Origin of the sequence: Salmonirosea aquatica, assembly GCF_009296315.1 — a bacterium.
In the GTDB taxonomy this organism is placed as follows: domain Bacteria; phylum Bacteroidota; class Bacteroidia; order Cytophagales; family Spirosomataceae; genus Salmonirosea; species Salmonirosea aquatica.
In genome coordinates, this window is the sequence record NZ_WHLY01000002.1 from 410,178 (window position 1) to 425,149 (window position 14,972).

The 14,972-nt window shown below is 53.1% G+C and carries 14 protein-coding genes; 8 read left to right on the forward strand and 6 right to left on the reverse strand.

Going from position 1 to position 14,972, the window contains the following annotated elements:
* Positions 1–38: 38 nt before the first annotated feature.
* Positions 39–1,379 (reverse strand): M20/M25/M40 family metallo-hydrolase, encoded by a 1,341-nt coding sequence (locus GBK04_RS02630; protein WP_373330664.1) that lies wholly within the window; start codon positions 1,377–1,379, stop codon positions 39–41.
* Between the two features lie 214 nt (positions 1,380–1,593).
* Between GBK04_RS02630 and GBK04_RS02635 the strand changes: the two genes are divergently transcribed.
* From GBK04_RS02635 to GBK04_RS02645, 3 genes are all read left to right on the forward strand, one after another.
* Positions 1,594–2,124 (forward strand): DUF421 domain-containing protein, encoded by a 531-nt coding sequence (locus GBK04_RS02635; RefSeq protein ID WP_152756597.1) that lies wholly within the window; start codon positions 1,594–1,596, stop codon positions 2,122–2,124.
* An 18-nt stretch (positions 2,125–2,142) separates the two neighbouring features.
* The gene (locus tag GBK04_RS02640) at positions 2,143–3,072 is read left to right on the forward strand and encodes a carbon-nitrogen hydrolase family protein (RefSeq protein ID WP_152756598.1); all 930 of its coding nucleotides are present in this window, start codon (positions 2,143–2,145) and stop codon (positions 3,070–3,072) included.
* A gap of 129 nt (positions 3,073–3,201) precedes the next feature.
* Complete coding sequence (locus tag GBK04_RS02645) at positions 3,202–4,134, forward strand: sugar phosphate isomerase/epimerase family protein (protein ID WP_152756600.1); 933 nt, start codon at positions 3,202–3,204, stop codon at positions 4,132–4,134.
* Between the two features lie 141 nt (positions 4,135–4,275).
* Here GBK04_RS02645 and GBK04_RS02650 read toward each other — a convergent pair whose 3' ends face one another.
* Together GBK04_RS02650 and GBK04_RS02655 are read right to left on the reverse strand one after the other, a co-directional pair.
* Positions 4,276–5,838, reverse strand: a complete 1,563-nt coding sequence (locus tag GBK04_RS02650; protein ID WP_152756601.1) for a BCCT family transporter — start codon at positions 5,836–5,838, stop codon at positions 4,276–4,278.
* A gap of 13 nt (positions 5,839–5,851) precedes the next feature.
* A complete protein-coding gene (locus GBK04_RS02655; protein ID WP_505952492.1) occupies positions 5,852–6,151 on the reverse strand; it encodes a DUF427 domain-containing protein in 300 nt (99 codons plus the stop codon).
* Positions 6,152–6,388: 237 nt separating this feature from the next.
* Here GBK04_RS02655 and GBK04_RS02660 point away from each other — a divergent pair, with 237 nt between their 5' ends.
* The 4 genes from GBK04_RS02660 to GBK04_RS02675 all read left to right on the forward strand — a co-directional run bounded on the left by GBK04_RS02660 (position 6,389) and on the right by GBK04_RS02675 (position 8,986).
* On the forward strand, positions 6,389–7,606 hold the full coding sequence (locus GBK04_RS02660; protein WP_152756604.1) for a multidrug effflux MFS transporter: 1,218 nt from the start codon (positions 6,389–6,391) through the stop codon (positions 7,604–7,606).
* Between the two features lie 66 nt (positions 7,607–7,672).
* A complete protein-coding gene (locus tag GBK04_RS02665) occupies positions 7,673–8,008 on the forward strand; it encodes an antibiotic biosynthesis monooxygenase family protein (RefSeq protein ID WP_152756606.1) in 336 nt (111 codons plus the stop codon).
* A 100-nt stretch (positions 8,009–8,108) separates the two neighbouring features.
* Entirely contained in the window at positions 8,109–8,615 is a 507-nt protein-coding gene (locus tag GBK04_RS02670) for a DinB family protein (protein ID WP_152756607.1), read from the forward strand.
* Positions 8,612–8,986, forward strand: a complete 375-nt coding sequence (locus GBK04_RS02675; RefSeq protein WP_152756609.1) for a VanZ family protein — start codon at positions 8,612–8,614, stop codon at positions 8,984–8,986. The genes GBK04_RS02670 and GBK04_RS02675 overlap by 4 nt, the downstream gene beginning before the upstream one ends.
* Here the strand turns inward: GBK04_RS02675 and GBK04_RS02680 are convergent.
* The 3 genes from GBK04_RS02680 to pgi all read right to left on the reverse strand — a co-directional run bounded on the left by GBK04_RS02680 (position 8,980) and on the right by pgi (position 14,052).
* Positions 8,980–10,284 carry a PQQ-dependent sugar dehydrogenase gene (locus tag GBK04_RS02680; RefSeq protein WP_152756611.1) on the reverse strand — a complete coding sequence of 435 codons (1,305 nt, stop codon included), beginning with the start codon at positions 10,282–10,284 and terminating at the stop codon, positions 8,980–8,982. The genes GBK04_RS02675 and GBK04_RS02680 overlap by 7 nt on opposite strands.
* Before the next feature lie 167 nt (positions 10,285–10,451).
* Complete coding sequence (locus tag GBK04_RS02685) at positions 10,452–12,323, reverse strand: sialate O-acetylesterase (RefSeq protein WP_152756614.1); 1,872 nt, start codon at positions 12,321–12,323, stop codon at positions 10,452–10,454.
* Between the two features lie 79 nt (positions 12,324–12,402).
* A complete protein-coding gene (gene pgi, locus GBK04_RS02690; RefSeq protein WP_152756616.1) occupies positions 12,403–14,052 on the reverse strand; it encodes a glucose-6-phosphate isomerase in 1,650 nt (549 codons plus the stop codon).
* A 228-nt stretch (positions 14,053–14,280) separates the two neighbouring features.
* On the opposite strand from pgi, the gene GBK04_RS02695 reads away from it, so the two are divergent.
* On the forward strand, positions 14,281–14,961 hold the full coding sequence (locus GBK04_RS02695; protein ID WP_152756618.1) for a response regulator transcription factor: 681 nt from the start codon (positions 14,281–14,283) through the stop codon (positions 14,959–14,961).
* Positions 14,962–14,972 lie beyond the last annotated feature (11 nt).

A 14,972-nucleotide genomic window follows, 5' to 3' on the forward strand; every position in this document is an offset into this window, starting at 1 on the left:
CCGAACACCTGACGCCACTCTATCCATCAATCAGCGTTCTACTTCCCCGCCACTAACCCCGCTTCACTCAGCAGAATCAGCAGCGTACGTTGCAAGGCCAGATGCGACTTGTCGGCCATCCACCATTCGTGCAGTGAATGGGCACCGCTGCCGGTACCGCCCGCGCCCATCGTGATGGCAGGTATCCCTTTGGAAAACGGTATATTGGAATTGGTAGAACCTACCCGCAAGGCGGGTTCCTGGCCCACGTACTTCGTCGCGGCAATGGCCCGCTGCACCAGCGGACTGCTCTCAGGAATACTACCCGAAGGACGATCCCCTACCAGTTCGATATCGACAGTAAGATCGGGACCAAGGCGCTTCATGGCGTTCTCTTCCTTCAATGCTTTTTGGACGGCCTCCTGAAATAATTTATCGATGCCGCTGAGTTGCTCGGGGCTTTCCGAGCGCATATCCACCTGCATGTAGGATTCGAACGGAATCGCGTTCACGGAGGTACCCCCGCCAATAACGCCCACATTATACGTCGTCCGCACGCCCTGCTTTGTGAATGTATCGGCCGACTGCGTGAAGTAGTAAATAGCCCGCGCCAAGGCACCATGCGGATTGACCAGTCCAAAGGCCCCCGACGAATGCCCGCCCGGCCCTTTGAAAGTCACTTTGTAGCGGTGCGAGCCCAGGCCCCGGTGAGTGATGCTCGTCGAGCCCAGTCCGTCGATAGCAATATAGGAGTCTATTTTCAGGCCGGGCGTGCTGAACAGTTTCTTCACCCCGCGCAGGTCGCCGAGTCCCTCTTCGCCCACGGTACCAATGAAGAGTACATCCGCGTCGGTCTCGAGGCTGGTTTTTTCCATGACGTCCAGCACCGTCAGTACCATCGCCAGGCCCCGGGTGTCGTCGCCGATGCCCGGCGCGTAAAGGGTATCGCCTTTTTGCTTTATTTTCACATCGGTACCTTCGGGAAACACCGTGTCGAGGTGGGCTTCCAGAACTACCTTCTTCTTACGGGTTTTGCCCCGGCGCAACGCCAATACATTACCTACCTCGTCGGTCCAGACCGAATCCGCCCCGGCGGTACGTAGCAGGTCGGCGTAGACACGGCCCCGTTCCTGCTCCATAAACGGTGGCGCGGGGATTTCGGTCAACATGCGCAGATTTTTCACCGTCCAGGGCTCCTGCGCTTCCAGCATGGCCAGGGCTTTTTTCACACTGGGTTTCCCGGCCAGGGCCGAGATTTCGTCGGTGTATGGTTTTCCGGCGGTTACCGATTCTTTTTTGGCGGGCTGCTTGTCGTCGTCGTCCTGGGCTTGTACCCGGTCAATCGAAACCAGGCTAAGAAACAAGCTAAGAATTCCAAGGGGTAAAAAGAACTTCATCATGGTTGCGTTACAGGTTTTTGTTTGATCAAATATAGTATTTCCCCTTCGTAAAGGTTGCTTTGACAAATGAATTATTGCGTTTTATAGGTAATGCCGGGAGAATTTCCCCGGGTATTACAACTAGTGACAGAATAAAATCCCAATTGGTGTGATTGTTTTAGCTTTCATTGCAGACAAATAGTCGCCTCTCTTTCAATACATTCAAAAATCCATTATGAAAAATATCTTCTTTGATTCCTGGGAAAGTGTTATCCGCATCATCATCATCACCATCCTGGCCTATGCTACCCTGATTGTGATGCTCCGCGTTTCTGGCAAACGGACGTTGTCCAAGATGAATGCCTTCGATTTCGTGGTCACGGTGGCTCTGGGATCTACCCTGGCCACGGTCATACTGAGTAAAGATGTTGCGCTTCTGGACGGCGCGCTGGCCTTTTTCATGTTAATTTTTCTGCAATATTGCATTACCTGGCTGTCGGTCCGGCACAAAGGCGTGAAGCAAATGATCACCAGCGACCCGACCCTGCTGTTATACAAGGGCGAGGTACTCCCTCAGGCCCTCAAAAAGGAAAGAATAACCGTGGAAGAGATTTATGTTGCAGCCCGGAACAATGGCCTGACCGATTTGACCCAAATCCACGCCATTGTCCTGGAAACCACAGGTACCCTAAGCGTTCTGTCCGAGCGGTCCGAAAGCGGCGTGGACGCCCTGTCCGATATAGAAAACCATTCCTTTAAGGAATAGTACCCTGAAAGAAAGACCATGCAATTCCCCAAAGTACGCGTAGGCGTAGTGCAGGCCACGCCCGTTTTTTTCGACCTGGCCGCTAGCATCGAGAAAGTAGTTGCCTGGATCGAAAAGGGCAAACAGGCCGGCTGCCAGTTGCTGCTGTTTCCGGAGTCGTTTCTGCCGGGGTACCCCCGCGGACTCCGCTTCGACGCCGTGGTAGGTCGCCGGACCGACGCGGGGCGTGCCACCTGGATGGACTATTGGTCTAATAGCGTGGATGTCAGGAGTTCGGTGTTAGAACCCATCGAAGTTGCCATCCGCGAAGCAGGGATTTTTGTGGCATTGGGCGTTACAGAGCGCGAATCCGTGGGCGGTTCGCTCTACTGCTCGCTGCTCTACTTTGGACCTGATGGTACCCTGCTAGGCGTGCATCGCAAACTCAAACCTACCGGACTGGAACGCTACGTGTGGGCCGAAGGTGATGGAGGTACCCTGCATACCTACCATACGTCGTTGGGCCGCATCGGCGGGTTGATCTGCTGGGAAAACTACATGCCGCTGGCGCGCACGGCGATGTATCAGAAAGGCGTGGAAATCTACCTGGCTCCCACGGCCGACGGCCGTCCGTCGTGGCAGGGTACCCTACAGCATATTGCGTTGGAAGGACGCTGTTTTGTCCTAGGTTGCAACCAATATAGCCGCAAGGTCGATTATCCTGAACGCTACCGGCAGGAAATTGAAGACGAACCCGAAATCATGTCGGCCGGAGGCAGCGTGATTGTGGCCCCAACGGGTGAGGTACTGGCCGGGCCGCTTTGGAATCAGGAAGGCTTACTGACCGCCGAACTGGATTTCTCGATTCTGGCCAAAAGCAAACTCGACTTCGATGTAACGGGGCACTACGCCCGGCCCGATGTCTTCAAATTTGAAGCCGTAGGTCAGCCTGATACACGAATTGTTTAATATTCTGACTACTTCTTTCCGCCACTGGGCGCTATTTGGGGCAAGGTACCCTACTTCAAGGTACCTAACTTAATGAAGTAGAAAAAGGACTGGGCAGTGCTTTAAAGCAAAACCCAACCTCTAACATTCATGCGTTCAAATCGCCGCCAATTTCTGAATTCTGCTCTGGCCCTCACCACCACGGCTTCATTGAGTTCTTTGCAGCATGTCTCGGCCAAAAAGCTACACTTTCCTATCTCCTGTAATCAATATACCTGGTTTACGTTTTTTAACCGGGAAGGCCGCGAGTGGGGAGCGAATCTGGATGCTTCCCTGGCGGAGTACGTCAAGTCGGGTTTTCAGGCTTTTGAGCCAAGTTTTACGAACTTGGAGGAGGTGATCAAACTGGGTCCCTTACTGAAAAAATACAATCTGGCCCTCCCCTCTTTCTACGTCAACAGTACCCTGCACCGCGCCGATGAAGCCCAGAAGTCGATCGACACGGTGCTAGCCATCGCGAAAGCCGCCCAACCGCTGGGAGCCAAAATCGTGGTGACCAACCCTAGCCCCATCCGCTGGGGTGGACCGGAAAACAAAAACGACGCCGAGCTTACCGAACAGGCCCGTAATCTTGACCGCCTGGGAGCTGCCCTACGAAAAATAGGCATGACGCTTTCCTACCATACCCATGACATCGAACTTCGGGCCGGGGCGCGCGAGTTCCACCATATGCTGCTGGCTACCGATCCCGAGAACGTCACTTTTTGTATGGATGTACATTGGGTATACCGCGGATCGGGCAATTCGGAGCTGGCGGTTTTCGACGTACTGAAACTCTATGGTGAGCGCATTACGGAACTGCACCTTCGACAATCCAAAAATGGTGTTTGGCTGGAAACCTTCCAGCCCGAGGGCGACATCGATTATCCCCGATTGGTACAGGAATTGAAAAATAAGGGCGTCACGCCGCATTTGGTGGTGGAGCAGTGCCTGGAAGAAAAATCGCCCCACGTGCTGACTACCGTGGAAGCCCACCAACGTGACCTGGCCGCCGTAAAGCAAACGTTCAGAGCGTTGATTTGAGGGTTAAAGGAAAATGGCTATTGGGCGATTGCTACTCATTTTTGATGATATTTCTTTCCCGTTTCAGGAATTAATTCCCGTTTTTTTCTCCCTTTACCGTTAACCATTTTACCATTAACCCAAAAAACATCTGCCTTCCTTTCACTCCAACTTCCCCGGATTCAGCATTAATTTTACCATTCCCCACGCGACGAACAGCATCAAAATCAGGGCCGGAAATCCACCCAGATTGGAGAGAATTTTGACACCTTCGAGTCCTTTGTCTTTGCCTTCTCCGGCAAAGGATACCATAATCCAGGAAATCAGGCCAATCAAACTACCCCAGGCAATTTTTACGTAGAGGGGTGGTTCGTCGCTGATGCGGGCATCATCGGATGGGGTGTCGGCAGGGGTACCTTGGCGGTGGACGCTGATGCCGCTCATGGCGGTGGTATTGGAATCGGCCGCGGTGACGTAGGAAAGAAAGGCCGTTGCTAGAAAAACGAAGCTGGTGATTTTGGCAAAAGGCAATTGGGCGAGGATGGAAAAAATAACCTGGCTCGCCCCGCCTTCCTGGTTTAGCACGGCATACAGCGGCGAATCGGGCGACTGGAAATCGAAATGAATGGCGCTGACACTGAACACCATGATCCAGGCGCAGGCAAACAGGGCAGGTAGGAACAGATTGAACACAATGAACTGTCGTACTGTGTACCCTATCGCGATCCGACCCAGAAACAGAGCCGTGATGGGCGTCCAGGCCAGCCAGTTGGTCCAGTTGAAGATCGTCCAACTCTTGGCCCATTCCTTATCCGGGGTAATGGTACCGATGAGGCTGCGTTGGAAGAAATGCGTCAGAAACTCACCCATCGATTCCAGTCCAAAAGTAAGGAGGTATAGGGTTGGCCCCGCCAGGAACATGAAGATGCCCAGGATGATAAAAACCGTGACATTGATTTCAGACAGAATTCGGATACCCCGCAGCAGTCCGCTCGCCGCCGACGCCACGAACGACGCCACAATGGCCAGCGCTACCAACCCCGTGGTCAGGATACTATGCGGAATACCCAGCATTTGCGTCAGTCCACCGGAAACAATCAGAATGCCCGCACCCAAGGAAGCCGCCATGCCCGCCACGAGGCAAAACAGGCAGAGCGCGTCGATCCAGGTATCCACCGAACGGGGTACTCTGCCCCCAAAAATGGGATACACCATAGAACCCAAACTGAAAGGTTGCTTGAGATTGTGGTAGCAGAGCGCGAACATAAGCCCCGCCAGGGTATAAATGCCGTAGGGAATCAGTGACCAGTGCATGTACATGGTCGAAACGGCAAAGGTAGCTGCCTGGCGGCTATTGGGTGCGATGCCCAGGCTCGGCGGCGGCGCGTGCAGGTGGAAAAGCGGCTCGGCGGTACCCCAAAACAGAATGCCCGTGGCAATGGTGGTACAAAGCGTGATGGCAAACCAACGCCAGCGGGTCAGCAGAGGTACGGCCCGTTTTCCTCCGATTCGGATCTTGCCGAGGGGTGAAACAAACACCACCAGGCACAGCAGAAAAAACGCCAGCGCTCCCACCGAAAATAGCCAACCCAGGGTACCCATCATACCCGAGTTGAGCGCCGCGATAACGCCAATCATGGCCTGCGGGTCAATCAGGCTCACAAAGCAGACTAAGATAAGTACCAGAAAGGGCGGCCAGAAAACGAAAGGACGAAGTTGGTTCATCCGGCTAAGATACCTACTTTACCTCCACGCCTTTCCAGAAAGCCACATAACCTGCAATATTTTTGGCAGCCTCTTTGGGATGAGGATAGTACCAGGCAGCATCCTTATTGGCCTTTCCCTCTACTTCCAGACTGTAATAGGAGGCCGTTCCTTTCCAGGGGCACACGCTATGCGTGTCGGATTCTTTCAAGAACTCACTCTTTACCGATTCAATGGGAAAATAATGATTGTTTTCCACCACAATCGTGTCGTCACTTTCGGCAATGGTTTGGTTGTTCCAGGTAGCTTTCATTGTTGTTGTATACTGGTTGATTCGTGTGATTGTTGAGTTAATACGTAGCGTTAGGGCCCAAGGTACCCCCTGGTAGTACTTGCCACTTGGGCGTTTGGTTTTGAGAAAGGTATTATTTTTTTAATTCATCTTAGCGAATTCAGTAAGGTGCGATTAGGGGTAGTATTGGAAAAATACCAATTCTTCGTTGGATCAACCTGGTCAGTACGTGCGCAATGCCGTACCTTTGTCTTCGAAATTTCTTTGAGAAAAAAAGCCATGAACAAGAAGGAATTAAAGAAAATCATCCTACTGCTGGGCGTCCTTTCGGCACTGGGGCCTTTCAGTATCGACATGTACCTGCCGGGCTTTCCCGACATCGCCACCGACCTGCACACGTCCATTGCCCAGGTAGGCTATTCCCTGACGAGCTATTTCATCGGAATCAGTGTGGGCCAACTGCTCTACGGACCCATTGTGGATCGGTTTGGCCGGAAGAAACCCCTGGTCTTTGGACTTTCCCTGTATGTAGTGGCGGCTTTATGCTGCGCTTTGTCCCCCACGGTGCAATGGCTCATTGGACTCCGCGGCTTGCTGGCCATCGGCGGTTGTGCGGGGATGGTAGCCGGGCGCGCGGTCGTGCGCGACCTGTTTCCTCCCACCGAAATCGCCAAAGTAATTTCCACTCTGATGCTCATCATGGGGGTAGCGCCGCTCATTGCGCCTTCCATCGGAGGCTGGATGGTGACCACCCTCGGCTGGCGTGCCATATTCGTTACTCTGGCCTCGATCAGTGCCGTCATGCTCACCTCAGTACTACTCATTCTACCCGAAAGCCGGGGGCCCGATGCTACCGTCTCGCTGGCACCCGCAGCTGTACTGGGTAGGTACTGGTCCGTTTTCAAAGAACCGGCTTTCATCGTTTTTGGGCTGGCAGGTGCCTTTACGCAGGGGAGCCTGTTTGCTTACATCAGCGGTTCTCCTTTCCTCTACATGGAAAAACTGCACTTTACCCAAACCCAGTACGGACTGCTGTTCAGTTTCAATTCGTTTGGCTTCATCGGCGGCAGTCAGCTCAACCGCTTGTTGTTGCGGCGTTACGACAGCCTGCGGCTAGCGGAGGCAGGTTCACTGGCCATTGCTGTTCTGGGGGCTCTAATGGTACTCTGCGCCACATGGGCTGGTTCCGCCTCCTCGGGCGTCGCGATTAGCCTGGTGCTTGTAATCCTATTCTTGTTTCTGATGGTAGGGGGTATGCTGGGGCCTAATTCCACGGCACTGGCGCTTGCCCCTTTCTCGGCCAACGCCGGTAGCGCCTCGGCATTGATCGGGTTCAGCCAGATGTTATTTGGCGCGCTGGCCTCGGGGCTGGTGAGTGCCCTGCACAATCAGACCATCCTGCCCATGTCGGGTGTGATGGCCGTTTGCGCACTGGCGAGTACCCTATTGATTACTGGGCAACGGATACTGCTGAAACGGCGACTGGTGGCGCAGTAAGCGAAGGTACCTTCGCCCAGCTATGAGACAAATCCTTATTTTTGTTTTCTGTATACAACCTACTCTATGACCATCGCCAACACCCCCGCCCCACCCTACTACGCCGTCATTTTCACGAACCTGCGTACCGAAGTCGATGCCAACTACGGTGCTACCGCCGAACGCATGGAAGAACTGGCCACACAGCAACCCGGCTACCTCGGCCACGAGAGCGTGCGCGAAGGCCTGGGCATTACCGTTTCGTACTGGGAAAGCCTGGAAGCCATCCGAAACTGGAAAAAAAATACCGAGCATTTGCTGGCGCAGCAGGCGGGACGCGACCAATGGTACTCGGCTTATAAAACGAGGATTTGCCGTGTGGAGCGGGATTATGAATTTGACGAATCCACGCAGGTACTATGACGAATGCCGGCACCCACTGGGCAGTCCCTGAGAAAAGAATATTTTCATAGGTCGCATTTTTCCTCTTAATTTTCGGCTTTAATCAACAGTTCATGTACCCATGGCGTCTACTCTTGCTTCCGAATTCATCGAGCAATCCCTGCATTACTTCCACCTGAATACGCCGCGCATTATCAAATGCCTGGACGAATTGAGCGAAGAAGAAGTATGGCAGCGGCCCAATGGTGCTTCCAACAGCGTGGGCAACCTGATCCTGCACCTGTGCGGCAATATCCGGCAGTACATCATTTCGGGGCTGGGCAATCAACCCGACACCCGCACCCGGTCGGTGGAGTTTTCAGTCACTGAAGGATTTTCCAAAGCGGAATTGCTGCAAAAGCTGAACGAAACCCTGCACGTAGCCGATACCGTAATTCGTGCTGCGGATGACGAAAACCTGCTACGGGAGCGAAGAGTACAGGCCTACACGCTGACCGGTTTGGGAATTATTATTCATGTAGTAGAACATTATTCCTACCATACCGGCCAAATCGCGTTCTGGACCAAGCAGTTACGTAATCAGGATTTGGGATTTTACGCCGGTGTAAATCTAAACGCGACAAATTGAAAGCTTTACTAACCTACCTTTCGACCCATCGTTGGCCCGCACTATTGTGGACTTTCCTTATTGTACTGGCCTGCACCTGGCCCGGAAAAGATTTGCCGGAAGCACCCGTTATGGGTTTCGATAAAATCGTCCATGCCGGGATGTTCATCGGCTGGACCTGCCTTTGGCTGCTTCTTTTCCCTAAATACAGGGTGTTTATTATGCTGCTAGGCGTAGGTTTCGGAATTTTTCTGGAATTCTACCAGCAGTGGCTTCCCTTCGACCGTACCTTCGACTGGTGGGATGCCGCCGCCGATGGGTTGGGAGTAGTGCTGGGCCTGGGATTTTACCTTCTGCTTACGAAGCTAGTGGGAAGCAGGTACCCTCAGTGATTGAGCTGGAGGGTGCCATTGTTGGCCACCTGGACTTGGCCACCATCCAGCGCGACATTTTTGGCATAAGCCGTGATGCCATCCACCACTACATTATGGCCGGTGTGCACCACAACTTCATCGGTGTAGGCGGGCACACAGGCGCACGACCAGGTACCTGGGTCGTTCCAGTTGCCCGAGGCGATGCTTTCGATGGTGGGAGGCGTGTATACGAACCGATTCAATGAACTGGCACCCCGGTGCAGGTAGTACAGGTTGCCGTCGGGTCCTGCCGTCATGCTTACCAGCCCGGTCCCAAATCCCTTCGCGAAAAGCGTCGAACCATTGGCCGGGATGTGGGCTGGATCGATGTACCTGAACCAGCCGTTGCAATAATCCATAAAAAAATACTTACCCAGGTACTGAGCCGGATAATTTGAGGTCGGAGCATTGAGAAAGGTACCCCCTAATACCGAACACCCACTGGAATCGGAATCGACAACTTGTGAATTATTGGCGTAGTAGTATACCGGTCCGGAAAAACCAGGTTGGGGCGGTCCCTCCTGCGTAGGCCAGCCAAAATTCTGTCCCCCTTGGGTGGCATCGTTGATTTCCTCGTATTGGTTTCCTCCTACATCGTTCACAAAAATAGTCCCAGTAGCCGGGGCAATGGCAAAACTGTACGGATTGCGCAGTCCCAGCGCCCACAGGCGCTGGCTGGCGGCGGTTGGTGGGGTACCGTCGGGGGTGGACGCATAAAATGGATTGTCCGTGGGGGCCGAGCCATCGGAATTGATTCGGAGCAGCTTGCCCAGGTAATTATCGTAGTTCTGGGCATTGGCCGTTACGGCGTTTTCCCCGATCGCCACGTACAATTTTCCATCCGGGCCGAATTTCAGCGAACCACCGTTGTGATTGGTAGCGCTCAGGGGATCGAATTGGAGTACCAGCGACTCGCTGCCAGCCAGCATGACATCCAGGTTGGCAGGGTTGCTCGTCAGGCGGGAAACCCGGTTTCGCAGCGGTGATCCGGTTCGGGTGTAGTAGACGTACACATAGCCATTGGTGGCATAATTGGGGTCAAACGTCAATCCCAATAAGCCTCGTTCGCCGTTACTGTCCACCGAAAGTTGTGTGAAGGAGGTACCCAGTAAAGCTCCATCCTTGAAAACTTTGATGGTTCCGTTTTGTTGCCCGATGAAAAGCCGTCCATCGGGAGCAAAAGCCATGCAGGTAGGGGCACTGATTCCCGTGGCCAGGGTTTGGGTAGTGAATCCACTGGGTAAAGTCTGGGAGAACGTAGCGTGAAAACTCAACATCCCCCGATCAGCAAACAGTATACTATACGCATAAGTCCGATTGATTAGCTGAAATACACTTTTTCAACGTCTGAAATACCCCGTTGGCATGAGGGATTTCACAAGACTTACACAAGTTACAGGTTTTTATATTTTCAATCAATACTACACCAAGCGGATACAAAAAACTATTGCGAAAGCATGAGACTGCCCCCGCTTTGGTATTGAATGTTTCCGTTCTGAATAAATACGTTTTTAGCCTTGGCGGGGGTACCTATACTAATCGTATGGCCTTCGTTGATTCTGACATCGGTAGCGGGGGTGGGTAAACATCCGCACGACCAGGTGGCGGTACTGCCCCAATCGCCCGAAGCAACGCTCTCGACGATACTGACTACCTGCACAGACACCGAACTTTGCGCCTGACAGCCGTACGCATTCTTGGCCGACACCGTATAGGTACCTGACTGGCTGGCTGTCGCATTGGAAATCAAGACATTCGGTTGCGTACTGGTGAACTGGTTGGGGCCAGTCCAGGCAAACGAGCAGGCATTGGAAGAGGATGACTGGAGTGTAAGATTATCGCCCTGACTTACGGTGGTAGTACCGCTTGCCGAAACATCGGCTGCCGTGCTCACGGGCACGGCCACAGCGGGAGAAAGCACGGTATTCTGCAAGGCGTCCCTCACTTTCAGGACATAATTTCCTGTCGTGGCCGTCCAGTTCTGGTCGAAACTCAGAGTTTGGTTGCAGTCAGTCACCGGATGCCACTGGTACGACACCCAGCCCCCGGGAGCCTGAAAGGTAAGTGCGTTGTTGCCCCCACACTGGGCCAGTACCTGCGGAGGCGGGATAGGCAGGTACGGTTGAGAATTGGCAATAAAGAGGTTATTCAAGCTCGAGACCCACGACTGGGCCAGCGCTACTAACCCGTTTCCCGTAAAGTGAATATTGTCGGAGGTGCGAAAGGCGGGACCTTCCAGCGGATCGGTTTGAGGGCCGGGGAAAACATTGGGCAGTACCAGATTCGGATCATTGCCGTTCACGCCGATCACATCGTTCTGGCCATCGATAACGGGTTGCCATATCCGGGAAACTCCGTCTTTGGTGAAGCGCGACGCCCGCGCCACGACCCAGGCCAGATTGGGCTTACCACTGAGCGAACGGCTCGCCTGGATAATAGCCCTCAGGCCATTCCGATACCCCTCCCGGCTATTCTCAATAAAATTGTCAGCTTCTCCCTGATGCCAGAGAACCGCACGATAGCCCTGCTGAGCAATATAGTAATTTAAAGCCAGGCGCAGGTGGCCAAAGGGCAGGCCCGTAGGGTACGGGTTGCCGAAAGTACTCACGGTTGTAGCATTGGGATCGATGCTTTCCTGCCAATTGTACATCGCCGATCCCGCCCAGCCCGCATTGAAGATCATCACGGGTACGTTGAGGCGTCGGGCCAGCGAATCACCAAAAATCCCCCAACACCAGGCATAGTTGCCGAAGGGGGCGGTTTTTACCTCGGCATCCAGATGCACAAATTCCGGACAAGGCAGCTGGACATTGGAATAGGGCTGGATGGTACCGTTGTTGGGATTGTAATTCTGGAAATTGACGCTGTTGACCCGGTCGTCGGTGGCACTGGGGCCGTTGGGCAACCCGTCGCCGCCGGTGGAATTGGATTGACCGGCCACCAGAAACACCTCACCTACCCCCACCCGCTCGACGGTGCTCGTTCCCGTCACGTTGCCGCCTAGCTTACCCCGCACCTCCAGATTGTACCAGCCTCCGGTAACAGAAATACTGCCGTAAAACTGTCCCCCGCTGGGAGCAATCTGAATCAAAGTCCAGTCCGTAGCGGTCCCCTGCCCGCCCGCCCGCGGTACGACCCGCGCCTCCACCTGATCGAGGCAGTTGGCAAAGGTACCCCCCATGTAGAGCGTAGTCTGGTTGGCATTGTCGCGCTGAAAAACGGCGCGGGTAGTGGGAAAGGTAACGGTCAATTGGGCCAAAGTCACAGGATTTATCCCCAGACACAGGAAGAGAAACCCGATAATGCGTGTGTGCATAGTTCTGTTACAGTTGTGGTCTTTTCGTGTTAGTATAGTTTCTACGTCAGGTACCTTATGCAAGCGTATGAGCCAGACCTCATCGCCAATTTTTATACAAATTGATCAGACCATTCGTAGAACTATCGTGATCCGAGATGGGCCAGTCGTTTTGCAATTCGGGGTAAATTTTATTGGCCAGCTGTTTGCCCAGTTCCACGCCCCATTGATCGAAACTGAATACATTCCAGATAATCCCCTGCACGAATATTTTGTGTTCATATAGGGCAATCAAGCTACCTAATACCCGGGGGGTGATCTTCTTGACCAAAATGGAATTAGTCGGTCGATTTCCTTCGAATACTTTGAACGGCGTTAGAAAATCAACTTCTTCGGCACTCTTCTCGGAGGCTTCCAACTCGGCGCGGGCTTCCGCGGCCGTTTTACCATTCATCAGGGCTTCGGTCTGGGCAAAGAAATTGGAAAGCAGCATTTTATGATGATCGGCCAGGGGATTATGGCTGATGGCCGGGGCAATAAAGTCGCAGGGAATCAGCTTGGTACCCTGATGAATCAACTGATAAAAGGCATGTTGCCCGTTGGTACCCGGCTCTCCCCAGATTACCGGGCCGGTCTGATAGTCGACGGGCTGGCCGTCGCGGCCCACGTACTTGCCGTTACTCTCCATATCGCCCTGCTGAAAATACGCCGCAAAACGGTGCAGGTACTGGTCGTAAGGTAGAATGGCCTCGGTCTGGGCTCCGAAAAAATTGTTGTACCAAATCCCCAGCAACGCCAGCATCACCGGCATATTCCGCTCGAACTTGGTGTGGCGGAAATGGTTGTCCATGTCATACGCTCCGGCCAGAAGCTGCTCGAAATTCTGGAAACCGATAAAACAGGCAATGGACAGCCCGATGGCCGACCATAGGGAGTACCTACCCCCTACCCAATCCCAGAATCCGAACATATTGGCCGGATCGATCCCAAACTCTTCCACCTTTTCCTGATTCGTAGAAATGGCCACAAAATGCTTCTTCACGTGTTCCGCCTCCCGCGCCGATTCCAGAAACCAGCTACGGGCCGAATGAGCATTGGCCATCGTTTCCTGGGTGGTGAAAGTCTTCGACGCAATCATAAAGAGCGTCGTTTCGGGATCGAGGTTTTTAAGCGCCTCGGCGATGTGGGTACCGTCCACATTGGAGACGAAATGCACGTTCAGGCCCTTTTTTCCATACGACTTCAACGCCTCAGTCACCATCACGGGCCCCAAGTCGCTGCCCCCGATGCCGACATTCACAATATCCGTAATTTTTTTTCCGGTATAGCCTTTCCACGCACCCGACCTTACCTGCGTGGAAAATTCTTTCATTTTCTCCAAAACCTCGTTCACGTCGGGCATTATGTCCTTACCATCCACCAGAACGGGCGTATTAGACCGATTACGCAAGGCCGTGTGCAGTACCGCCCGGTTTTCGGTCGCGTTGATTTTCTCCCCCGTAAACATCTGCTCGATGGCATCCCCCAACTGACACTCCTCGGCCAATTGCACCAGGTAGGCTCTGGTACGGCCATTGATGCGGTTTTTGGAGTAATCAAGCAGGATATCGCCTAGCCGGATCGAAAACTTATTGAACCGCCGGGGATCTTCCGCGAAGAGTTCACGAAGATGTTTTTTGGAAATGGATTTATGGTGGGTTTTGAGTTTTCTGTAAGCGGCGGTTTGATCGAACGGGATGGAAGGTAGCATGAATCAGCAGGGTTTTATGGAAAAATCGAAATGGATAAAGCACAAAAATAGTGTTTCCGATGGTTTCTTCCTCGTCTTTCCTGTTAACACCAAACGTATTTGAATGTACTTTACACCGTTGACTACTTATTTTTTACGCCCTCTATTCCTCTTCCACGGCGTCGATAGATTGGTAATCGGTATCTTTACCCCTAAAAAGGATACCCCACAATCCTATCCTTATCGCTCATGGCCCGCATCTTACTTTTAGAAGACGACAGTATCCTGTCCAACGAAATCAGTACTTTTCTAAAAGCGAAGGGATTCGCCTGCGACTGCGTGTTCGATGGGGATGTGTTTTTCCGTCAATTGAATGCCGGGCCGTATGACCTGTACCTCCTCGACATCAACGTACCCCGGATGAATGGACTGGAAGTATGTAAACAGCTGCGCACGACCGACCAGGGTACCCCCATCCTGATGCTGACCGCTTATGGCGAAATTCAGGACAAGTTCGATGCTTTCGAGCGCGGAGCCGACGACTACCTCGTCAAGCCGTTTCATCTCGACGAACTGTACATCCGTATTCTGGCCTTGCTCCGCCGCAGTACCCAGCCGCAGGAAAAGCGGGACATTCTGAGCATAGCCGACCTGGAAATCGACCTAACCGAAATGAAAGTCAAACGAGCCGGGCAACCCATCGACCTGACCCCCAAAGAGTACCATTTGCTGGTATTCCTGGCGCAGGCTAAGGGGAGGACGGTATCCAAGCAGACCATCGCTGAGGAAGTTTGGGATATTCATTTTGAAACCAGCCTGAATACCATCGAAGTGTACATCAATTTCCTGCGCAAGAAAATCGATAAGGACTTCCCCCAAAAACTCATCCACACCCGTCCGGGGTACGGCTATTACCTCAATGTTGAATGATCGATTGATAC